Genomic DNA, 22,176 nt, shown 5'->3' on the forward strand with positions numbered 1-22,176 from the left:
CCCTCGCGGCGACACCGCGAGGGGGACATAACTTAGTCGACGACTTAGTACAGCGACTTCTGCGGCGGCCCTGCAAAACGCAGCGCGCCAATGCTGCCCATTCTGACCTCAACCACCGACGGCCCCGGCATCGCCAGCGCTTCGGTCATCACCGCGCGGAAATCCTCCGCCCGCTCAACGCTCCACGCCTGCAGACCGATGGCCTGCGCCAGCAGCGTGAAGTCCGGCGTATGCAGCTCGTTGTAATACTGGCGGCCGCCGAAATATTTGTCCTGAATACCGCGCATCACGCCATAGCCGCCATCGTTCATGATAATCAAGGTCACGTTGGCTTTTTCCTGCGCCAGTGTCGCCAGCTCGCCCAGGTTCAGGCTCAGGCCACCATCGCCCACCAGGCCGACAATCTTACGCTGCGGGTTGGCGATAGCGGTCCCGATAGCCATCGGCAGCCCCATCCCAATGGCCCCGGCCAGCGAATGCACATTCATCATCGGGCCAAGGGCGCGGAACAGACGACTGCCCCACAGGCTGCCGGAAACGGTAATGTCGCGAACCAGAATACCGTCGTCAGGCAACGCCTGCGCAATAGCATCGTTCAGTTGTGCATAGGCGCCGCACTGCTCGCGTAGCCCCTGCTCTGCCAGAACCAGTGCCGCTTTTATTTGCCCATCCCACTGCGCACTGCCCCACTCACGCCCCCGCGCTTTTGCCGCCAGCGCGCTCAGCATCACGCTGCAGTCGGCCGTCACGGTGTTATCCATCAGATAGTTACGGCTGGCCGCCGCCGGGTCGATATCAATCTGTACCCGCGGAGACGGCAGCTCCAGCGTCCAGGAGCGAGTTTCGTTGCTGCGCAAGCGCGAGCCCGCCACCAGGGTAAAATCACATTGCGCCATCAGCGCCTCAACGGAAGGCGAGTTATGGAACGCGCGCAGGCTGGCACGATGGCTGTCCGGCAGGATACCGCGCCCGTGGGTGCTGGAAATCACGGTGATCCCCGCATCCGCCAGCGCCTTTACCGCTTCACCGCTGGCGATGGCACCGCCGCCCAGCCACAGCAACGGCTGTTTAGCCTGCTTCAGCTGCGCCCACAGGGCATCTACCGTGGCCGGATCAACGGACGCCACCGGCGCGGCGCTCAGCGGCGCGGTCACCAGCGACTGCGGTATTTTCGCGCCCTGAATATCAATCGGGATCTCGACCGAAACCGGGCCGCACGGTGGTGTCTGCGCCTCCTGGATGGCCTTATGCAAAATCGCAATGGCCTGGTTGGCGTTACTGATACGATACGCGCGTTTAGAGCTGGCCTTCAGGAAGGTCAGCTGATCGCGGGTTTCGTGGATAAAACCGGTATCCGCATCCAGCCAGGTTTTCTCTACCTGGCCGGTCAGATGCAGCAGCGGCGTACAGGCGTTCATCGCCTCAACCAGCGCGCCAACCGCATTGCCCGCTCCGGCGCCGGTACTGGTCAGCGCGACCCCAAGGCCGGAGAAACGACCGTGGGCATCCGCCATGGTGACCGAGCCGGCTTCGCCGCGCGCCGGGACAAAGCGGATCTTGCCGCGTTGGCCAATCGCATCGGCCACCGGCAGGTTATGAATAGAGATGACGCCGTAAACAGCCTCAACGTTATACTGCTCCAGCGTTCTGGCGATGGCTTCGCCGACGGTTATCATTTCGCTCATTGCTCACCCTTCTCTCAATCGCACCAGTGATTCACGCTATTACCCGTCGCCAGATAAATGCTCTTTTGTTGCATCCAGGCTTTCAGCCCCTGAATGCCTTTTTCGCGGCCCAGGCCGCTCTCTTTAAAGCCCCCAAACGGGGTCGAAATGGAGAAAACTTTGTAGGTGTTGATCCACACCGTCCCGGCATCCAGGCGATCGCTTAAACGCAGAGCGCGCCCGCTGTCCCGGGTCCAGATCCCTGCCGCCAGGCCATAGACCGAATCATTGGCCTCGCGGATCAGCTGCTCTTCATCGCTAAACGGCATCGCGATCAGCACCGGACCGAAGATCTCTTCCTGGCACACGCGCGCGCTGTTGTTCAGCCCTTCGACGATCGTCGGCTGGAAGTAGCTGCCCGCCGCCAGTGCCGGATCCGCCGGGATCTCGCCGCCGCACAGCACCCGACCGCCTTCGCGTTTCGCCAGTTCGACGTAGGCCAGCACGCTGTCGCGATGCGGTTGATTAATCAGCGGTCCGACGTGGGTATCTGCATTAAACGGATGGCCGATCCGCAGCCCACGCGTCAGCTCCAGCAGGCGCGTCATCAGCTGCGGGTAGACTTTTTCATCAACAAACAGCCGTGAACCGGCGATGCAGGCCTGGCCGCCAGAGCTGAAAATGCCGTAACAGATGCCGCGCGCCGCCTGGTCAATATCGGCATCTTCCAGCACGATGGTGGGCGACTTCCCGCCCAGTTCCAGCGATGCCGGGATCAGCTTGTCTGCCGCCACGTGCGCCAGATGACGCCCGGTACGGGTACCGCCGGTAAACGAAATCTTGCGTACTCGCGGATGGCGGGCCAGCGCGTCGCCAATCACCGAGCCTTTCCCCGGCAGGACGCTCAGCAGTCCGGCGGGCAGGCCGGCCTGTTCGAAGATCCGCGCCAGCTCCAGCGCCATCAGCGGCGTAGCCTCCGCCGGTTTGAGGATCACCGCGTTACCGGCAGCAATAGCCGGGGCCACTTTTTGCATCTCGCTGGCGATCGGCGAGTTCCACGGCGTGATCGCCGCCACCACGCCCAGCGGCTCGTAACGGCTCAGGGTCAGCAGATCGTTGTGCCGCGGCGTCGGCAGTTCCCCTTCCAGCAGTTCGCAGGCGGCGGCAAAATATCGGGCGCATCCCGCCGCGCTCATCACCAGTCCCCGCGTTTCCGCCAGCGGTTTGCCGTTATCGCGACTTTGCATCTGCGCCAACCCATCCACACGTGATTCGATCAGATCCGCCACCTTATGCAGGATCTTTGCCCGCTGGTGCGCCAGCATGTTGCGCCAGGCCGGATCCTGCCAGGCGCGATCGGCACAGGCGATCGCCTCGTCGAGATCTTCGAGGCTGGCCGCATGCAGGCTGGCATTCACCGAACCGTCGGCCGGAAAGTAGCTGTGCATCAGATTGCCGGTACCGTGGCGCCAGTGGCCGCCGATAAAAATCGTTAAGTCATCCATCGCAGCCTCTCAGCGTTGCGCCAGTTCGCGGCAGGCGCGGACCGCGCTCAGTGCCGCCAGGGTGGATGTTTTGGGGTTATCGGCAAGCGGTAAACCGCTCAGTTCGAGGCGAAATTCGCCGAACAGCCCTTCAACATGTAGCGTATGGGTATTGCGTTGCGTAACCGGGTCAACCATCAGCTGCACGCGGGTGTCATCCATCCCGATGCCGCCCAGCGCCACGGTGGCCGCGACGTTGGCATTCGCCGGAAACAGGCGGGCCGCTTCACGGGCGCTGCCCTCGAAAAAAATGGTCGCTTCGTTGACCGCATTCAGGTCAATCAGCATTTCTGCATAGCTGCCCCGCCAGCTGGCCGGGCTTTTGCGCGATTGATAGGTCACCCGCTCCAGGCCCCCCTCTTTCGCCGCCGCCAGCCCGTCGATACCCGCCACCGCACCGGACAACAGGCTGAGGCGCCCGCCCGCCTGCTGCAAACGCTGCTCCAGAGCGCTATCAGCGAGAGCGCCGGTGGAAATCACCGCCAGGTGCCAGCCGCGTGCCAGAATCGCTTCGCCAAATTGCGCAACCGCCTGCTGGCTGGCGCACTCCAGCACCAGGTCCGGGGTTTCGGTACAGTCCTGCGGGTCATCGAGCACCGTCACCGCAGCGCCGAAGCGGGCGCGGATCGCCGCATGGTGCGGTTCACGGGCGACAATCCAGCCTAACGTCACTTCTGCCGGCAGACGGGCAATCACCGCCTGCGCCATCGCACCGTAACCAATGAGCATGATTTTTTTCATGATGACTCCTTCATTACAGGTGGCGGCAAAAACCGCCGGAGACATCCAGCGCAGCACCAGTGGTAAACGACGCCAGCGGCGAGGCCAGGAACAACAGCGCCTGCGCGGGTTCCTGCGGCTTGCCGAGACGCGCCATTGGGATCCCCCGTTGACGGGCGATATCCGCCGTCCACTCGGGCCAGCTCTGGCACTTATCGGCGCGGTTTTCAAAACGCCGCTGCCACTGCCCGGACTCCACCATGCCCAGCAAAATCGAGTTCACACGGATCCCTTTTCCCACCAGGTCTTTTGAGAGCGTCAGGGTCATATTGAGCAGCGCCGCGCGAGCGGCGGAGGTGGCAATCATGTGCTCTTCCGGCTGCAGCGCCAGCAGCGAGTTGACGCAGGTAATCGAGGCGATATCCGATTGCTCCAGCTGCGGCAGGAAGGCGTTCACCGGGTTAATGACGCCAAACAGTTTCAGCTCGGCTTCGTGCAGCCACGCCTCACGCGGGGTATCGGCAAAATGTGCCACATAGCCCTGCCCGGCGTTGTTGATCAACATATCCGTTCCGCCAAAGCGCTTAGCCACCGCAGCGGCAAACGCCTGAACCTCTTCTTCTTTAAGCACGTCGCAGCAGTAAGAGAACACCTCTGCGCCGGGATATTCGTTTTGCAGCGCCGCATGGGCGCTGGCGAGGCGGTCAGGATTGCGGCCGCAGAAGGCGACATTCGCCCCTTCTCCCAGCAGCAGACGCAGCGTTTCAAAGCCGATCCCTGACGAGCCTCCGGTGACGACCGCAACACGTCCTTCAATTTGTGCATTCATCGCGCACCTCTTCCCCTACTCGTAAAAGCTGTTGATTAAAAAAGGTTTCATTATCGAGATAGCTGGCATGTCCCGCCTGCGGGATGGCGGTGTACGACATGCCGTAGCGCAGCGCCAGCCCCTGAACCAGTTCGGGCTGAGTGATCGCGTCCTGTTCGCCGCACCACACTTCAAACCGGCCGCGATAGTCGCCAAGCCAGCGGTGAATATTGTCGTGCGCCAGCATCCACGCCGCCGCAAGGTAGCCTTCGCTACGCAGCGTGCGCATGCCGGCGGCCACGGTGGCGATATCGCTCGCCCTGGCGCCGGGGTGCAGCAGCTTCGCAGCCCGGGTGGCCGCGATGACCTCTGCGCCCTGGGCGATAAGCTGCTGGCGGCTGTGCCAGACCTTTTCCCGTTGTTGCGTCTCTGCCTGACCGTAGCCTTGTGCAGCATCGGCTAACACCAGATACCGCACGCGTTGCGGATACTTCGCCGCAAAGGCGCTGGCTACCAGCGCGCCGAGGGAGTGCCCCACCAGCACCGTCTGCGCAATGCCGACGCGGTCCAGCAGCTGTGCCAGCGCGTCGGCATAATCGCCGGCATCGGCCCGCTCAACCGGCAGCATCGGGCTTTCGCCATAACCGGGCATATCCCAGGCCAGCACGCGGTAGCCGGACAGCGCCATCTGTTTATGCCAGGAGGCCGCGCCGGAACTGATGCCGTGCAACAACATCAATGGCGTGCCCTGCCCCTGTTCACGAAAACCCGTCATAGCGCCTCCTTAATTACGCTTCACTTTCGACAGCGGATGATCTTCCGGGTAGGTCGGGATATTCGGCTTCTTCGTCCCCAGCATTACGCACATCAGCGCCTCCTCTTCACCGTGGTTAAACAGCCCACGATAGATCCCCGCCGGGACGGAAATCAGGTCGCGCTCGCGCAGTACGGTTTCGGTATAGCTATCGCCATCCTGAATCATCAGCGTGATCTGCCCTTTGAGCATGAAGAACACCTCCTCCACGTCGTCGTGCAGGTGCAGCGGCCCTTCACATTTCGCGGGCAGCACCATGGTGGAGAAGGTGAAGTTCTCTGCCGCGACGGTATTGGTATCATTGGCGACGCCGGTGGCGCCGGTGCCGATATAGCGCATCTGGGCACGGCGATATTTCGGGTCAAAATCGGCCTGGAACTTCAACGCGTTCCAGTCGTATTTCCGCCCCTCAAAGCGCGCGATACGCGACTCCACCCACTCTTCCATCGTCAGATGTTCAGGTTTGATACCCTGTTTTGCAGTTACGGTTGAATCAGTCATCGTTTTATCCTCAGTAACGTCTCAGCAGCGGCAGTAACAGGACGCAGCCCACCGCCGCCATCACCGCCAGAAAAATCAATCCGGAATCCATGCTGTGAGTGAAGGCGATGAGCGCCCCCATCACCGCCGGCGACAAGGCACCGGCAAAGTTTCCCAGCCCGTTGAAAATGCCCCCGGCGGTGGCGCTGACCCGCGGATGGGTCGCCTTAGCCAGCAGGGCGAAAATGTTGGGAGCGCCGGTGCCCCACATAAAGGTGCTAAAACTCATAGCCGCAATTACCGTCAGCGGGGTGTGGGAATGCATCACCGCTGCCAGACCAACCGCCGCCCCGGCTAGCGAAATAAAGCAGGCGGCAGCACGTTTATCGAGACGATCGGAGAGCCAGGCGCCAATCACTTCGCCCAGCAGCATGGCGATAAACGGCATCGACGACAGCCAGCCGGCATGCTCCAGATGAATACCCTTGCCTTTAACCAGATAGCCTGGCAACCAGCCGTTAATGCCCCACAGATAGGCCAGGAAGGCGATGTTAAAGACGCAAATCATCCAGAAGTGCGGGCTGACGAACAGCTCGCGGCGGGCGGCGCGCCGGGCCTCCTGCGACACTTTCTCCGTGGTCGTTTTGCTCTCCAGCTGAACCCCACGCAGACCAATGCGCACAAAGATCAGCACCGGCAGCGTCAGCATCGCCATCACGAAGAAGGTGCTCTGCCAGCCAAAAGTGTTCAGCAGCCAAATAGAGAGCGGAAAACCAATCGCCGCCCCGATCGGCGTGCCGAGCAGCCACAGCATCGTGGCCCTCGCCTGTAGCCGCTGCGGGAAAGAATGGCGAACAACGGCGAACGCCAGCGGGAATAACGGCCCTTCGGCGATCCCCAGCAGGATGCGCAGCGTGACCATGGCGGTGTAGTTATGCGTAAAGCCCATCATCACCATTAAGATGCACCACACCACCATCATGCCGGTCAGCAGACGCAGCGGCGCAATACGGTCGCCCAGGCCGCTGAGCAGCACCGAGGAAAAGCCGTAGCTCAGCAAAAAGGCGCTCATCAGGATGCCGAGCCGCGTGGTGTCAAACTCCATCCCCATCGCCTGCTGGAAATGGCTATCGGAAAACAGCGCGGCGATGCTGATTTTGTCGAAGAATGCCAGCAGCACGCAGGCCAGCAGCGACAACGGAATTGCCCAGCGGACGGCTTTTTCAGGCGTGCAGACGCCCTCACCGCTTGCCTCAACCGGCGCGGCGTTTGTCTCTAATGTGGTCATCTCTCCCCCTTAAGGGTGCGCGTGTCTTATCGCAGCGACATCAGCGAAAAGGTCAGGTCATCGAGCGGTACGGCGGACAGATCCCGCCCCGCAGCCATCCAGCGTTTTGCCAGCTTGACGGTGCGCGCGTCGTTAAACGCCACCAACTGAGTCAGGCGACCGTTGGCATCAAGCGAGAAGAACAGCGGTCCTCGCGGTTCCCGGCGTACCACCGTCCGGCAGCCGGGCTGCGGGATACCGAGGATCTGAATATTGCAGGCGTATTGATCCGACCACAGCCACGGCGCGTCGTCGTAACCGGCCGCCTGCGGATCGATCATCGCTTTGGCAGTGGCCACAGCCTGATTCTGCGCGAAGGCCCACGACTGAATACATATGCCGTACTGGTGGTGCCGGGCGACGTCGCCGGCCGCGAAGATCGCCGGATCGGACGTTTGCCCCTGCGCGTTGACGACGATCCCGCGATCCACCGTCAGTCCCGCCTTCTGCGCCAGCTCGAGGTTAAGATCCACGCCGATCCCCACCACCACCGCATCAAAGGTTTCACGTTGTCCGTCGCAGTGGATCACCGGAAGACCGCGGTCATCTTCCAGCTCCAGCGCCCCGCAGCCGCTTCGAATGTCAACGCCCTGCTCGCGATGAAGGCGCTCAAGCTCCTGCGATACATCCGCGCTTACCGAGCGCATACACAGCAACGGTTGCTGTTCAAACAGGGTCACCGCCACGCCGCTTTTCCGTGCCGATGCGGCAATCTCCAGCCCTATCCAGCCGCCGCCGACAATCGCCAGCCGCGAGGTGCTAGCCAGCCGTTGCTTCAGGCGCTGGGCATCCTGCCAGTGGCGCAAGGTGTACACCTGAGGATGCTGCTCCCAGGCGTCACCCGGCAGACGCGCCCGGCCGCCGGTGGCGATCAGCAGCGTGTCGTAGCCCAGCGATTCTCCGTTGCTCAGGCGCACCGTCTTGTCTTCACGGTCGATGGCGTCGGCGCGCAGCGGGCGGTACCAGCTGAGATTCAGCGCCTGCTGCGCCTCTTCACTGAACAGTCGCGGCAGCGGCGCGTCGGCCTCCAGCAACGCCGCTTTTGACAGCGGCGGGCGCTCGTAGAAATCCCACGCCTCTTCGGCCACCACGCAAATCTCGCCGTCAAAGCCTTCATCACGCAGGGTTTTTGCCGCCCAGCCGCCCGCCTGGCCGCCGCCGATAATCACGATCCGCGCGGTCATACCGCCTCCGGCTTTTTCTGCTGACGGCGGGTATCGTGATCGATTCCCCCTTCAACCGCCCATTCGGTAAAGGAGACCAGCGAGTGTTCAAGTTCGCGCGGCTGCCACTTCTCCGTCAGGAAATCATCGTTGGTGTAGTACTCAAACGCCCCGCCGGTCGGGCTGTTGACGTACCAGAAATAGGCAGAAGAGACCGGGTGACGGCCTGGACCAATAAAGGTGCTCCACGCGTTTTTGTTCATCGCAATGCCGCCGCCGATCACTTCGTGAATATCGCGCACGGTAAAGGCCACATGGTTCAGGCCACGCTTGCGGTTAGGAAGCTGTAATAAAAAGAGGTTGTGATGACCGCCGCGTGCGCCGCAGCGCAGGAATACCGCACGGTTGATATAGCGGTCTGAGACCTGGAACCCCAGCACGTCACGATAGAAGCTCTCAACCGCCGCCAGCTCTTCAACAAAGAACACCACATGGCCGACGTTGATCGGCTGTGCGCGATCGTAGACTGGGCTGGGAGTGTCAATGCGGCGGATATCGCCCCACTGGTTGATCGCCTCGACGTTGAGCTCCACCGCGGTTTGTTGCGTGACCTGCACGCGCAGCGTCATGCCGTTCGGATCCTGGCACTCGAGGGCGCCGTCAACCTCACGAAACGCCGGCTGCTGCGCCAGCTTTGGTCGCAGTGCATCCAACGCCGCCCGATCCGCCACCGCCCAGGTCATCCGGCGCAAGGTGTTGCCTGCTTCAAAAGCCGCAGGCAGGTCCGGGCTATCAATCGGGTTGAGTTCTACCCGCGCGCCGCTCAGGGTGGTAAAACGCTGGCCGCTGGCATCGCCCTTCAGGCCAAAATCACGCATAAATTTGGCGCTGTGGGTCAGGTCATCAACGCCAAATTCCAGCTTTTCAATTCCGGTTACACTCATCGTTCGTTGCCTCTTTACCGTTCAGTCGCCCTGGTTTGGGCGTAAAACATGCCCGACGCATTCAAGCGCCTGCCGTTAAACAATTGATTTAGCTGGCCTGTGACAGGTGCCCTAAAAATCCAGAGATTTTGTCCGCCGCCATGCTGACGTCGTTTTGCAGCCGTTCGCGATCGCTTTGCGGGACCTCATCCGACGGCACCAGGATACTGACCACCGCCGCCACCCGCCCGCTGCGATCGTAGACCGGGTAGACGATGGAGGAGATACCGTGACGATAGAAGGATTCGCCAATCACGTAGCCGCGCGCTTTGTCCTGCTGCACCATCTGCCATAGCGCTTCGCGGTCATGAATTTGCCCCGGCACGTTGCCCGGCAGGCGCTCGTCAGGAAACAACTGTTCAAAGTCATGACGTGAGATATCGGTCAGTAGCATGCGGCCAAGCGAGGTGCAATGAACCGGCAGACGGGTGCCGATGCTCACCTGATTGATACGCGAACCGGCGGCGCTGACGCGGGCGATATAAATGATGTCTCGTCCGTCGCGGATCGCCAGGTGGCTGCTGCATTGACTGGTATCACGCAGCTGCTCAATCACCGGCTGGCCGACCTGCGCCACGTCCAGCGAAGCAATATATTCAAAACCAAGGCGCAGGACATTCATCCCCAGCGAGAAGGTATTGGTGCGCGAGTTGCGTTCCAGAAACCCCATGTACTCCAGCGTCTGCACCACGCGATAGGCGGTCGCTTTCGGCATATCCACCAGCCGATGCAGCTCGGCAAAGGTCAGATCGCGATGTTGTTCGCCAAATGCCAGCAGCAGCTGTAATCCCCGCTCCAGTCCCGGCACCAGGTATTTCACTTCCTGATCGTTTTCCATACCGCTTCGCCTCATTAGTTAAAAACAAATCCACCGTTGACCGGAATCAGCTGCCCGGTGACAAACCGCGACAGGTCGCTCAACAACCACACCACGCTGCCGGTAACATCTTCTGGCTGCTGGGCGCCGCTCAGGGCGCGCCCGTTTTCATAGAGCTGATGGCGTTCTGCCGGGACATATTCCGTGGCTTCAACCCGGGTCAGCCCTGGGGCAATCGCGTTGATACGAATGCGCTTTTCGCCCAGCTCACGAGCCATCGAACGGGTCATGGCAATCACCGCGCCTTTGCTGGCAACGTAGGCCATCAACCGTGGCGCGCCCCACAGCGCGGTGTCGGAGGCGACATTTACGATCCCCGCACCTTCCCGCAGCAGCGGCACCGCCGCCCGGGTCACCAGCCAGGTGCCTTTGACGTTCACCGACATCACCCGATCCCACAGATCGGGATCGTAGTCGATCATATCTTTGCCGCCGACGCCGGTGGCCATCGCCGCGTTATTCACCAGACCGTCGATCTTTCCCCGCTCGCCGATCGCCTGAAATGCCTGCGTAATTGCCAGGGCATCGGCCAGATCGATGGTCTGCGATTCGATACGGTAGCCCTGCTCGCGCAGACGATGGGCGCTTTCCGCCAGCTCGCCCTGCAGGATGTCGCACATCACGACCTCAGCCCCCTGTTCGGCGCAGGCCTGAGCAAAATGAAAACCCAGTCCACGCGCCGCGCCGGTAACCACAATGCGCTTGCCGGTTAACAGGCCATTCATCAGGCGGCTCCCTGTGGCGCTTCACGGGCGGCCAACTGCTCTTTCGCCGCTTTTTGCATCATCCGGCGCAGGCGGGAAAGACCGACATCATGCTGATAGAGGTATTCGTGATCGCGGGCGTTCGGCGCCAGGCTCTCGAGCACCACGCGATCCTGTTCCAGTACTTCCCAGTGCAGTTTTTCCAGGCGGTTGCGGTACATAAAGCGCCACAGATCGCGCTGCCAGCCCTGCACGCCGCGAATACGCCAGAAAAAGACCCGGCAGTTGTCATTATCTTCCGGCACCACCATGCCGACGATCCAGAAGTGTCCCCCCGGCCCAAAGCGCTTTTTGTATGGGATCGACAGGCGCATCCAGTAGGCGCCGCTGTTACCCAGCTCTACCCAGTCAAAGTTGACGCCGCTTTGGCCTTTCTTCTCAAAGATAAAACCGGTTTTCGTTGGCTGGAGCACCATCTCGGCTTTGCGTTCACCTTCCGCCATCGAGTGCGATGAGGAGTGCAGATAGGTGCCGTGCATCGGGTCCATCACGTTTTCCAGCGCGTACTGATAGTTGCATTTCCAGGCCGCGGTACAGAGGAAGTTACTGTACTTATCGCTGTCGGCCAGCTCCTGTGGGAAGCTCAGTTCTTCGGGCTGCTGGTCGGCGGTGGCGCCAAACCACAGGAATATCGCCCCGTGCGCTTCCTGGACGTTGTAGCTGCGTACGCACTGCTGACCCACCAGCGGACACTTATCGACTGCCGGCACATCTTTCACTTCGCCGTTGCCGGCCACTTCGACACCGTGATACCAGCAGGCAATTCGATCGCCGAGGTTCCAGCCCATCGACAGGCGGGCGCCACGATGTGGGCAGCGGTCTTCCAGCGCCTGCAGCTGACCATCTTTGTTACGCCACACCACAATTTGTTCGCCAAGACGGGTAATCCCCACCGGAGCGGATTGCACTTCCCAGCTTGCCAGCACCGGATACCACAGGCCGCGTAACCCTTTATCGAGATAGTTCTGTACCGTTGTCGTCATCGCCGTATCCTCAGTATCCGTTGACCTGTAAAAAGGCCTGGAAGCTAGCCTCGCTCCAGGGTTCACCCTGCTGGTCGTGCATTTTCAGCGCGTTCAGCCCATTGACCAGCTGGCTCAGGCTTTCAGCGCCCTGCTCGAACAGCGTTTCGAGGGTGGCGATAAGCTGCAGCTCCCAGTTTTCCGGGACGCGGCTGCGGGTTTGCCAGATAAGGTTGTGATAGTCGCCCGGCTTATGAATGTTGCCGTTCCCGCCTTCTGCGGGCGGCGTAAACTGGCGGCTTTCCGGCAGCGCCGGGTTGAAGTTCAGGGTTTCGCTCATGCCACACTCTCCTCGATAAACGTAATCTGGATCTGATTGTCGAATACCCGCACCGGGTAACGATTGAGGTTACGGCCCCCCGGACCATGCAGACACTGGCCGGTTTTGACGTCGAATACCGCTTCATGCAGCGGGCATTCGACCTTGCCATCTTCCACAAAACCCTGGCTTAACAGCGCATAGGCATGGGGACAGACGTCCTCCAGCGCGTAGTACTCACCCTCAATCAGATAAATACCGATCTCTTTACCGTCGATGTTGCCGCTAAAAGGGAAATCTTCCTGTACTTGCTCTGCGTCACATACGCCTATCCAGCTCATCACGATCCTCCAGGCCCTTGTTTCATATATGAAACTCTGTTTCTTATTTAATACGGTCAATATAAAAGCGTTCAACATTTCGTCAAGCGGCAATGTGAAGGATTTGTTAACTAAACGCTATTTAATGAGCTAAGTGTGCAATTGATCACGAAAAATCGCTGTAATATGAAATTGTGATATTTAAAGCGGCAGGTACAAATAATTTAATCGGTTGATGATATTTTCGAAAATGATGATTGACTTATTTTCAAAATGACCATTAAAAATAATAAATAGGGCGAGTGACAAAGTTTCACCGGTGAAACAAATCAATTATTTATTTAATTAAAACAATGAGTTTCACCTATGAATCACTTTCATCACGTAACTATCACTGAGATTTAAAATAACCATATCGCTTATCGTTGATCAAGAGAGAAGAATAATAATGACCGCAAGATGGCAGGGAACAATCGCACTTCTGGTGCTAATAATCATTTCTTACGTGGACCGGGTAAATATCTCGGTGATGATTCTCAATCCTGATTTTGCCGCCCACTTTCAGTTAAATGATAACAGAATGTTACAAGGAATGCTGATGACCGGCTTTCTGCTGGGTTATGGATTTTCAGCATTGTTATTAACACCGGTGATAGAAAGTAAACTTAATTACCGCCAGGGGTTATTAGGCAGTATTGTCCTGTGGGCGCTGGTTTGCGCCATCTCGCCGCTGCTGGGTTCGCTGATGGGGATGTTGATCGCCCGGCTGATCCTCGGGATAGCGGAAGGCCCGCTGTTTTCACTTAAAACGCGCTTTATCAGCGATAACTTTGCCGCCGAGGCCATCGGCAAACCGAATGCCGTCACCGCTCTGGGCGTCTCTTTGGGGCTGGCACTGGGCTTCCCGCTGATCACCTTTTTGGTGGAACACCAGGGATGGACGGGATCGTTTTACAGCCTGGCGCTACTGAACCTGGTGCTCGGTGGCGGCGTGGTATGGCGTTTTTTACCTGCCCCGGTAGCCCGAGCGAACGCCGCCAGCCCCGGTTTTCGCCAGACCTTTCTGTTGGCATGGCGTACGCCGCTGCTCGGCTGGATCCTGCTGGTCTAGATAGCCACCCTCAGCTACCTGTGGGGCAGCAGCGCCTGGCTGCCAGCCTGGCTGCGCGATGAGCATCACTTCTCCCTTCAGGCAACCGGATTTCTGGCCGCGATCCCTTTTTTGCTCAGCCTCGGTTCGAAATTTCTCGGTGGTGTGCTGCTCGATAAGATGCGCCCGGAGCAGGCGCCGCTGCTGTTTGTGGTTGGCGGCTTTCTCACCGCCGGATCGGTGCTGGCGCTGATGCTCAGCCAGCAGCCGGCCATGCTGGCGCTGTTTATGCTGTCGGCCAACATCTTCTGGGGACTGCAGGGCGCGGCGATCCCGGCGGTGGTCCAGCATCATGCATCGCCACAGGCGGTGGGCAGTGCCTATGGCATTATTAATGGGATTGGTAATCTCTGTGCGGCGTTTATTCCGCTGCTGATGGGGATGGTGATGAAGTCGGTAGGATCGGTGAGCTCAGGTTTTTCGGTGCTGGTGGCCTCGCAGGTGATAACGCTGCTTGCCGGAGGGATATTGCTGCTGCGCATGCGTCGCGCAGCAGCAGTAAACGCATCTATACCCTAAATAATTCGAGTTGCAGGAAGGCGGCGACGCAGAGAATCCCCAGGAGCTTACTCAAGTAAGTGACTGGGGTGAGCGAGGACAAATTCGTCAGGAACGAATTTGAACGCTGCTCGCAGCGCCCGTAGGGCGAGGCCCAAGGATGGGCCGAGTATTGCCAACGCACATGCAACTTGAAGTATGACGGGGATAGGCTTATTCGCCTTTTTTCGCCGCCTGAATGTACAGCATCTCCAGCGCCAGCGTCGCCGCGGCCAGAGCAGTGATCTCGGACTGATCGTAAGACGGCGCAACTTCCACCACGTCCATTCCGACGATGTTCAGATCCTTCAGACCGCGCACCAGTTTGATCGCGCGGTCGGAGGTCAGCCCACCGATCACCGGCGTACCGGTTCCCGGAGCAAACGCCGGATCCAGCGCGTCAATATCAAACGTCAGATACACCGGCATGTCGCCAACGATCTGTTTCACCTGCGCGATGATGTCGTCAACGGAACGATCGTTAACCTGACAAGCGTCGAGCACGGTAAAGCCGTTATCTTTGTCGAACTCGGTACGAATGCCGATCTGCACCGAGTGATTCGGGTCGATCAGGCCTTCTTTCGGCGCGGTGAAGAACATGGTGCCGTGGTCGAATTCACAGCCGTTAGCGTAGGTGTCGGTATGTGCATCAAAGTGCACCAGCGCCATTTTGCCAAAGTGCTTCGCGTGAGCACGCAGCAGCGGCAGGGTGACAAAGTGGTCGCCGCCGAAAGAGAGCATCCGTTTACCGGCTGCCAGCAGTTTTTCCGCATGGGCCTGTAAACGTTCGCTCATGTCGCGCGCATCGCCAAAGGCGTAAACCAGATCGCCGCAGTCAACCACGTTCAGACGTTCACGCATGTCGAAGTTCCACGGGAAGCGGCTGCCTTCCCAGGCGAGGTTGGTAGACACCTGACGGATCGCCGCAGGACCGTGACGTCCGCCCGCACGACCGGAGGTTGCCGCATCAAAAGGAACGCCGGTGATCACCCAGTCGGCGTTGCTGTCGTACGGCTGGAAGTTCAGCGGCAGACGCAGAAAACCAAACGCGTTAGATACCAGGGAATTATCGTATTGATGACCTAAGGTGCTCATGAGAATGACCTCTTTTTACCGTCGATGACAGATATAAAAAAACCCCTCCGCGTCGTTAGGCCCGACGAGGAAGGGTTTGAATAGGGGACTGCTTGTTAGTGCGAATTATCGCCGTTAATGCGTACGGGTTCAAGTCGGCATCACAGTAGTGTGACCGGGTGCCCTCCCCTGACAGCAGAGAGGGCCCGTAAAACATTATTCGTCTTCCAGGTAGGTGTACCCGTAAAGACCGGCTTCGAACTCTTCGAGGAACTGCACCTGTAGCGCCTCGTCCAGACCGGAGTTTTTCACCTGGTCGCGGAACTGGGTCAGCAGGGTGTTGGGATCCAGCTGCACATATTGCAGCATATCCGCCACGGTATCCCCTTCGTCAGACAGCTCCACTTCGACGCTGCCGTCAGGGAACACAAACACGTCTACCGCTTCGGTATCACCGAACAGGTTGTGCATGTTGCCGAGGATTTCCTGATACGCACCGACCATGAAGAAGCCCAGCATCGGCGGGTTCTCAGGATCGTATTCCGGCATCGGCATGGTGGTGGCAATGCCGTCGCCATCCACATAGTGGTCAATGGCGCCATCGGAGTCGCAGGTGATATCCAGCAGCACCGCACGGCGTTCAGGAACCATGTTCAGCCCTTCCAGCGGCATTACCGGGAACAGCTGATCGATACCCCAGGCATCCGGCATCGACTGGAACAGCGAGAAGTTGACGTAAATTTTATCCGCCATACGTTCCTGCAGCTCGTCGATAATCGGACGATGCGCACGGTTGCTCGGGTCGAGCTGCTTCTGGACCTCATGGCACATGTTCAGATACAGCTGCTCTGCCCAGGCGCGTTCCTGCAGGTTAAAGGTGCCGGACGAGTAGCCGATGTGAATATCATGCAGATCCATCTGACTGTCGTGCAGCCATTCACGCAGCGAGCGACGGTTGCCGGTCTCGTGCATCTCCTGCCAGGTTTCCCACATGCTTTGCAGCGGACGCGCCGCGTCCTGCGCCGGCGGGGTCGCTTCGGTGTATTCGTTGCGCTCAACACCAATGATGTTGGAGACCAGCACGGTGTGGTGCGCCGTCACCGCACGCCCGGATTCGGTAATCACCGTCGGGTGCGGCAGACCGTTCTCTTCACAGGCATCGCCAATCGCCCAGATAATGTTGTTGGCATATTCGTTCAGGCCGTAGTTCACCGAGCAGTCGGACTGCGAACGGGTCCCTTCATAGTCGACGCCGAGGCCGCCGCCGACGTCAAAGCACTGAATATTCACGCCCAGCTTATGCAGCTCGACGTAGAAACGAGCCGACTCGCGCACGCCGGTGGCGATATCGCGAATGTTGGCCATCTGCGAGCCGAGGTGGAAGTGCAGCAGCTGCAGGCTTTCCAGGTGCCCCGCAGCCCGCAGAATCTCAACCAGCTGCAATACCTGAGTAGCAGCCAGGCCGAACTTCGATTTTTCACCGCCGGAAGACTGCCATTTACCGGAACCCTGCGATGCCAGACGTGCGCGCACACCCAGGCGCGGAACGACGTTCAGGCGCGCAGCTTCTTCCAGCACGATCGCGATTTCCGACATTTTTTCGATGACCAGATAGACCTTGTGGCCCATCTTTTCACCCACCAGCGCCAGGCGGATGTATTCACGGTCTTTATAACCGTTACAGACGATCACGCTACGGGTCATCCCCGCGTGGGCCAGTACCGCCATTAGCTCCGCTTTGGAACCGGCTTCCAGTCCCAGCGGCTCGCCGGAGTGGATCAGCGACTCAATAACGCGGCGATGCTGGTTGACCTTGATCGGGTAAACCAGGAAGTAGTCGCCGTTATAGCCATAGGATTCACGCGCGCGCTTAAAGGCGGCGTTAATCGAACGCAGGCGGTGCTGCAAAATCTGTGGGAAGCAGAACAGTGCCGGCAGGCGCTGCCCCTGCGCTTCGCGTGCTTTGACTAATTCAGCAAGGTCGACGCGGGCTTCCGGGACGTCAGGATCCGGGCAAACGCTGATATGGCCCAGTTCGTTAACGTCGTAGTAGTTATTACCCCACCAGGCAATATTGTAAGTACGTAGCATTTTGCTGGCTTCCTGGGAGCTCATCGCAACCTCCTGCATGGAACGTAGTACACCGTGTTCGCCTGCTGACGAAGGCGAAACTAAAGACATGTCGTCAGACATCGCGAACCTCGAATTCTCTAAAAAGTGTATACCCTGGCGGCGTTGTGGCGCAGGCAGGTTGCCCGACGGCACGACCGACAACGGGTATAAAACAGTCAACTACTATCGCAGTCCAAAGACGCGATAACAACCCATGAACAGTCCTAAACCCCAGCAGATAGTGCTGGCTATGCGACTGCGCGACCGGTTTCTTATTCATATCATAGTAAAACACATACCCGAACCTTATATGACAGTCCGGAGAAACCACGAGAAAACCCTTGCGATAGCGATAGCAAGAGAGCCCTTGTTCAGTTTTCAGATAGCCTGCCGGCCCTGGAATCCTGAGAAGCGCCGAGACGGGAAGAACATCGGCTGGTTTGCATGAGAGAGATGCTGATTGCGGGTAATTGACGCGCGACAGAACGACGCGACGAATCAAGTGAAAAACGTGGGTTCATTATCTGGTATCACCTCCACACTGCCCCGAAACGGGCCAGCGACAAGCCAAAGCTAGACATACCACAACAACGTGGGAAGACGTCGTCGCAGAGTTCTGTATATACAGACTGCTTAACCCGGCTGGAAGTGGCGTCACGAGATGCTTTTCGTGCGCTTTTTTAATGAGCCGCGCGCGGCGTTTTATACCGAGAAGCGGGGTAAAAAGCAAAATAAAAATATGCGCATGCCGATGATTGGCAGGAAAAATTGCCACCTGCCTTTTTTCACAAATGCGAAGCACATCAAAAAAGGCTGGAAATGGGATTAAGATCTGACCTAAAATAGCCATCCAGAAGTTAATCCGTCTATACTGATTAACACTCAGACTGCTCGTGTCACTACCTGCAAGTTTTGGTAGAATCATCCGCCAAAGCTAATCCACACAACAGTATGAGCTACACGAATACTCCACAGGTAAAATAAAACATGGCAAAACACCTATTTACGTCCGAGTCCGTATCAGAAGGGCATCCAGACAAAATTGCTGACCAAATCTCCGATGCAGTGTTAGATGCGATCCTCGAGCAGGATCCGAAAGCGCGCGTCGCATGTGAAACTTATGTCAAAACTGGCATGGTGCTGGTGGGTGGTGAAATCACCACCAGCGCATGGGTTGATATCGAAGAGATCACCCGTAACACGGTTCGTGAAATTGGCTATGTGCATTCCGATATGGGCTTTGATGCCAATTCCTGTGCTGTACTGAGCGCCATCGGCAAACAGTCTCCGGACATCAACCAGGGCGTTGACCGTGCCGATCCGCTGGAACAAGGCGCCGGTGACCAGGGCCTGATGTTTGGCTATGCCACCAACGAAACCGACGTGCTGATGCCAGCGCCGATCACCTATGCGCACCGCCTGGTGCAGCGTCAGGCTGAAGTGCGTAAAAACGGAACCCTGCCGTGGCTGCGCCCGGATGCGAAAAGCCAGGTGACCTTCCAGTACGATGACGGCAAAATCGTCGGCATCGACGCGGTTGTTCTGTCGACTCAGCACGCCGAAGATATCGATCAGAAATCACTGCAGGAAGCGGTGATGGAAGAGATCATCAAGCCAGTTCTGCCGACCGAATGGCTGAGCAGCGCCACCAAATTCTTCATTAACCCAACCGGACGCTTTGTTATCGGCGGCCCGATGGGCGACTGCGGTCTGACCGGTCGTAAAATTATCGTAGATACCTACGGCGGCATGGCTCGTCACGGCGGCGGTGCGTTCTCCGGTAAAGATCCATCTAAAGTTGACCGTTCCGCGGCATACGCAGCCCGTTATGTGGCGAAAAACATCGTTGCTGCTGGCCTGGCTGACCGTTGTGAGATTCAGGTTTCCTACGCCATCGGCGTGGCTGAACCAACGTCCATCATGGTAGAGACCTTCGGTACCGAGAAAATCGCCTCTGAGCAGCTGACTCTGCTGGTGCGTGAATTCTTCGACCTGCGTCCATACGGCCTGATCCAGATGCTGGACCTGCTGCACCCGATCTACAAAGAAACCGCCGCATACGGTCACTTTGGTCGCGAACATTTCCCATGGGAAAAAACCGACAAAGCCGCACTGCTGCGTGAAGCTGCCGGTCTGAAATAATCCCGCCGCTTTGCTACTGAAAAGGCCAGCCTCGTGCTGGCCTTTTTATTGCCCCCTTTCCTCGCCTTTCCAGCTCCCTGTGCCGTTTTCTGCCGCTACGCTAATTTCCCTTTGGCCACTAAATGAAAGCGATTACATGAGCATAAACGCCACTCTTTAACCGCGACTATCGATTAATGAAACAACCTTTCACTATGTTGCATAATGTTTCAGCATTGTCTGATTATCGCTTTTTAAGCCAGCTTTATAATCGCATATCTATTTGAATTTAATAATATTTAACAGATTACATTTCTTTACTCTAGTGTAACCGTTTACACAGTCGTGATTACTATCACATTTTTTTGCCATCGACTCCCCTACTCTAACCACCGACAGAATCAATAACTCAACTGGAGGGCGTTATGCCTGACAACAAAAAACAAGGGCGCTCGAACAAAACGATGACGTTCTTTGTCTGTTTCCTCGCCGCGCTGGCAGGCCTGCTTTTCGGTCTCGATATCGGTGTCATTGCGGGTGCCTTACCTTTTATTGCCAACGAGTTCCAGATAAGCGCTCACACTCAGGAATGGGTAGTGAGTTCCATGATGTTCGGTGCCGCCGTCGGTGCCGTGGGCAGCGGCTGGCTCTCCTTCCGCCTCGGCCGTAAAAAAAGCCTGATGATCGGCGCTATCCTGTTCGTTGCCGGTTCGCTGTTCTCAGCGGCAGCGCCGAACGTGGAAGTCCTGCTTATTTCCCGCGTGCTGCTTGGCCTGGCGGTTGGTGTCGCCTCGTATACCGCACCGCTGTACCTGTCTGAAATCGCCCCGGAAAAAATCCGCGGCAGTATGATTTCGATGTATCAGTTGATGATCACCATCGGGATCCTTGGCGCCTACCTGTCGGACACCGCCTTCAGCTACAGCGGCGCATGGCGCTGGATGCTGGGCGTTATTATCATCCCGGCGATTCTGCTGCTGGTTGGCGTGATTTTCCTGCCGGACAGCCCGCGCTGGTTTGCCGCCAAACGCCGTTTCGTGGATGCCGAACGCGTACTGTTGCGTCTGCGTGATACCAGCGCCGAAGCCAAACGCGAGCTGGATGAAATCCGTGAAAGCCTGAAGATCAAACAGTCTGGCTGGGCGTTATTTAAAGAAAACAGTAACTTCCGTCGCGCGGTGTTCCTTGGTGTTCTGCTGCAGGTGATGCAACAGTTCACCGGCATGAACGTCATCATGTATTACGCGCCGAAAATTTTTGAACTGGCAGGCTATGCGAACACCACCGAGCAGATGTGGGGGACCGTGATCGTCGGTCTGACCAACGTGCTGGCGACCTTTATCGCCATCGGACTGGTTGACCGCTGGGGCCGTAAGCCAACGCTGATCCTCGGCTTTATCGTGATGGCCGTCGGTATGGGCGTGCTGGGCTCAATGATGCACATCGGGATCCACTCTGCGGCTGCACAGTACTTCTCCGTGTTGATGCTGCTGATGTTTATCGTTGGCTTCGCCATGAGCGCCGGTCCGCTGATCTGGGTGCTGTGCTCTGAAATTCAGCCGCTTAAAGGCCGCGATTTCGGTATCACCTGTTCAACGGCGACCAACTGGATTGCCAATATGATCGTCGGTGCGACCTTCCTGACCATGCTTAATTCGCTGGGCAGCGCGAACACCTTCTGGGTTTACGGTGGTCTGAACGTGCTGTTTATTTTCGTGACACTGTGGCTTATCCCGGAAACCAAAAGCGTTTCGCTGGAGCACATCGAACGTAACCTGATGAGCGGCCGTAAGCTGCGCGAAATCGGCGCTCGCAACTAACCTTCTACGCTTCCTCCCTACGCCGGGAGGAAGCGTCTTTCCCTTGCTCTCCCCGTCACAGCGCACTATCCTCTGGCGCTATGAAAACACCCCGCATCCCCATCGCCATTCAACAGGCCGTCATGCGCAGCCTGCGGGAAAAACTTGCCCAGGCGAACCTCAAACTGGGCCGCCAGTACCCAGAACCAACGCTGGTCTATCAGCAGCGCGGAACCTCCGCCGGCACCGCCTGGCTGGAAAAAAACGAAATTCGCCTCAACCCGGTGCTGCTACTGGAAAACCAACAGGACTTTATTGACGAGGTAGTGCCTCATGAGCTGGCGCATTTGCTGACGTGGAAACACTTCGGCCGCGTGGCGCCACACGGGAAAGAGTGGAAATGGATGATGGAAAGCGTACTGGGCGTCGAAGCCAAACGCACCCATCGATTCGAACTCGACTCCGTTCGCCAGAACACCTTCCCCTATCGCTGTCAGTGCCAGCAGCATCAGCTCACCGTTCGCCGCCACAATCGTGTGGTACGGGGCGAGGCGACTTACCGCTGCGTGCGCTGCGGCGATCTGCTGGTCGCTGAAGAGTAAATATCGGGTATAACTGGAAATTTTCTGATCTGGCTG

The 22,176-nt window shown here is 58.2% G+C and carries 21 protein-coding genes and 2 pseudogenes; 5 read left to right on the top strand and 18 right to left on the bottom strand.

Going from position 1 to position 22,176, the window contains the following annotated elements; all coding sequences use genetic code 11:
- Positions 1–44: 44 nt before the first annotated feature.
- From ACMYSO_RS09980 to ACMYSO_RS10045, 14 genes are all read right to left on the bottom strand, one after another.
- Positions 45–1,685: a thiamine pyrophosphate-binding protein gene (locus tag ACMYSO_RS09980; protein ID WP_434670368.1), complete on the bottom strand. Its 1,641-nt coding sequence runs from the start codon at positions 1,683–1,685 to the stop codon at positions 45–47.
- Between the two features lie 14 nt (positions 1,686–1,699).
- The gene (locus ACMYSO_RS09985) at positions 1,700–3,169 is read right to left on the bottom strand and encodes an aldehyde dehydrogenase (protein WP_434670369.1); all 1,470 of its coding nucleotides are present in this window, start codon (positions 3,167–3,169) and stop codon (positions 1,700–1,702) included.
- Positions 3,170–3,178: 9 nt separating this feature from the next.
- Positions 3,179–3,949, bottom strand: coding sequence for an aspartate dehydrogenase (locus tag ACMYSO_RS09990; protein WP_434583130.1), 771 nt, complete (start codon positions 3,947–3,949; stop codon positions 3,179–3,181).
- A 13-nt stretch (positions 3,950–3,962) separates the two neighbouring features.
- Positions 3,963–4,757: an SDR family oxidoreductase gene (locus ACMYSO_RS09995; RefSeq protein WP_434670370.1), complete on the bottom strand. Its 795-nt coding sequence runs from the start codon at positions 4,755–4,757 to the stop codon at positions 3,963–3,965.
- Positions 4,741–5,511 carry an alpha/beta fold hydrolase gene (locus ACMYSO_RS10000; protein WP_434670371.1) on the bottom strand — a complete coding sequence of 257 codons (771 nt, stop codon included), beginning with the start codon at positions 5,509–5,511 and terminating at the stop codon, positions 4,741–4,743. The genes ACMYSO_RS09995 and ACMYSO_RS10000 overlap by 17 nt, the downstream gene beginning before the upstream one ends.
- Positions 5,512–5,520: 9 nt before the next feature.
- Positions 5,521–6,051, bottom strand: a complete 531-nt coding sequence (locus ACMYSO_RS10005; RefSeq protein WP_123756526.1) for a cupin domain-containing protein — start codon at positions 6,049–6,051, stop codon at positions 5,521–5,523.
- A 10-nt stretch (positions 6,052–6,061) separates the two neighbouring features.
- Positions 6,062–7,318 carry an MFS transporter gene (locus tag ACMYSO_RS10010; protein WP_434670372.1) on the bottom strand — a complete coding sequence of 419 codons (1,257 nt, stop codon included), beginning with the start codon at positions 7,316–7,318 and terminating at the stop codon, positions 6,062–6,064.
- Between the two features lie 26 nt (positions 7,319–7,344).
- Positions 7,345–8,541 carry an NAD(P)/FAD-dependent oxidoreductase gene (locus ACMYSO_RS10015; protein WP_434670373.1) on the bottom strand — a complete coding sequence of 399 codons (1,197 nt, stop codon included), beginning with the start codon at positions 8,539–8,541 and terminating at the stop codon, positions 7,345–7,347.
- Complete coding sequence (locus tag ACMYSO_RS10020) at positions 8,538–9,464, bottom strand: VOC family protein (RefSeq protein WP_174510430.1); 927 nt, start codon at positions 9,462–9,464, stop codon at positions 8,538–8,540. Before ACMYSO_RS10020 ends, ACMYSO_RS10015 begins: the two co-directional genes overlap by 4 nt.
- Before the next feature lie 88 nt (positions 9,465–9,552).
- Positions 9,553–10,341 (bottom strand): IclR family transcriptional regulator, encoded by a 789-nt coding sequence (locus ACMYSO_RS10025; protein WP_434670375.1) that lies wholly within the window; start codon positions 10,339–10,341, stop codon positions 9,553–9,555.
- A 14-nt stretch (positions 10,342–10,355) separates the two neighbouring features.
- Positions 10,356–11,105 carry an SDR family oxidoreductase gene (locus ACMYSO_RS10030; protein WP_434670376.1) on the bottom strand — a complete coding sequence of 250 codons (750 nt, stop codon included), beginning with the start codon at positions 11,103–11,105 and terminating at the stop codon, positions 10,356–10,358.
- Positions 11,105–12,127 (bottom strand): Rieske 2Fe-2S domain-containing protein, encoded by a 1,023-nt coding sequence (locus tag ACMYSO_RS10035; RefSeq protein ID WP_434583121.1) that lies wholly within the window; start codon positions 12,125–12,127, stop codon positions 11,105–11,107. The genes ACMYSO_RS10030 and ACMYSO_RS10035 overlap by 1 nt, the downstream gene beginning before the upstream one ends.
- Positions 12,128–12,137: 10 nt before the next feature.
- Positions 12,138–12,446 (bottom strand): recombinase-like helix-turn-helix domain-containing protein, encoded by a 309-nt coding sequence (locus tag ACMYSO_RS10040; RefSeq protein WP_123756519.1) that lies wholly within the window; start codon positions 12,444–12,446, stop codon positions 12,138–12,140.
- Positions 12,443–12,766: a Rieske (2Fe-2S) protein gene (locus tag ACMYSO_RS10045; protein ID WP_123756518.1), complete on the bottom strand. Its 324-nt coding sequence runs from the start codon at positions 12,764–12,766 to the stop codon at positions 12,443–12,445. The genes ACMYSO_RS10040 and ACMYSO_RS10045 overlap by 4 nt, the downstream gene beginning before the upstream one ends.
- A 427-nt stretch (positions 12,767–13,193) precedes the next feature.
- Between ACMYSO_RS10045 and ACMYSO_RS10050 the strand changes: the two are divergent.
- Positions 13,194–14,414, top strand: a pseudogene (locus tag ACMYSO_RS10050) (MFS transporter).
- Positions 14,415–14,606: 192 nt separating this feature from the next.
- Here the strand turns inward: ACMYSO_RS10050 and speB are convergent.
- The 4 genes and pseudogenes from speB to ACMYSO_RS10070 all read right to left on the bottom strand — a co-directional run bounded on the left by speB (position 14,607) and on the right by ACMYSO_RS10070 (position 18,139).
- A complete protein-coding gene (gene speB / locus ACMYSO_RS10055; RefSeq protein WP_123756516.1) occupies positions 14,607–15,527 on the bottom strand; it encodes an agmatinase in 921 nt (306 codons plus the stop codon).
- 195 nt (positions 15,528–15,722) lie between these two features.
- A complete protein-coding gene (gene speA, locus ACMYSO_RS10060) occupies positions 15,723–17,699 on the bottom strand; it encodes a biosynthetic arginine decarboxylase (RefSeq protein WP_123756515.1) in 1,977 nt (658 codons plus the stop codon).
- A gap of 88 nt (positions 17,700–17,787) precedes the next feature.
- Positions 17,788–17,898 (bottom strand): annotated as a pseudogene (gene yqgB / locus ACMYSO_RS10065) (acid stress response protein YqgB); the annotation flags it as partial.
- Between the two features lie 91 nt (positions 17,899–17,989).
- Positions 17,990–18,139, bottom strand: coding sequence for a hypothetical protein (locus tag ACMYSO_RS10070; protein WP_419144743.1), 150 nt, complete (start codon positions 18,137–18,139; stop codon positions 17,990–17,992).
- A 140-nt stretch (positions 18,140–18,279) separates the two neighbouring features.
- Here ACMYSO_RS10070 and ACMYSO_RS10075 point away from each other — a divergent pair, with 140 nt between their 5' ends.
- The 4 genes from ACMYSO_RS10075 (at position 18,280) to ACMYSO_RS10090 (ending at position 22,140) form a co-directional block, all read left to right on the top strand.
- Complete coding sequence (locus ACMYSO_RS10075; RefSeq protein ID WP_434670377.1) at positions 18,280–18,447, top strand: hypothetical protein; 168 nt, start codon at positions 18,280–18,282, stop codon at positions 18,445–18,447.
- A gap of 158 nt (positions 18,448–18,605) precedes the next feature.
- Positions 18,606–19,760, top strand: a complete 1,155-nt coding sequence (gene metK, locus ACMYSO_RS10080) for a methionine adenosyltransferase (protein WP_041147193.1) — start codon at positions 18,606–18,608, stop codon at positions 19,758–19,760.
- Between the two features lie 404 nt (positions 19,761–20,164).
- Complete coding sequence (locus ACMYSO_RS10085; protein ID WP_434583111.1) at positions 20,165–21,559, top strand: sugar porter family MFS transporter; 1,395 nt, start codon at positions 20,165–20,167, stop codon at positions 21,557–21,559.
- Between the two features lie 80 nt (positions 21,560–21,639).
- Positions 21,640–22,140 carry a SprT family zinc-dependent metalloprotease gene (locus tag ACMYSO_RS10090; RefSeq protein ID WP_434583110.1) on the top strand — a complete coding sequence of 167 codons (501 nt, stop codon included), beginning with the start codon at positions 21,640–21,642 and terminating at the stop codon, positions 22,138–22,140.
- Positions 22,141–22,176 lie beyond the last annotated feature (36 nt).

Source organism: Klebsiella sp. B345, assembly GCF_051131735.1.
Lineage (GTDB): Bacteria > Pseudomonadota > Gammaproteobacteria > Enterobacterales > Enterobacteriaceae > Klebsiella.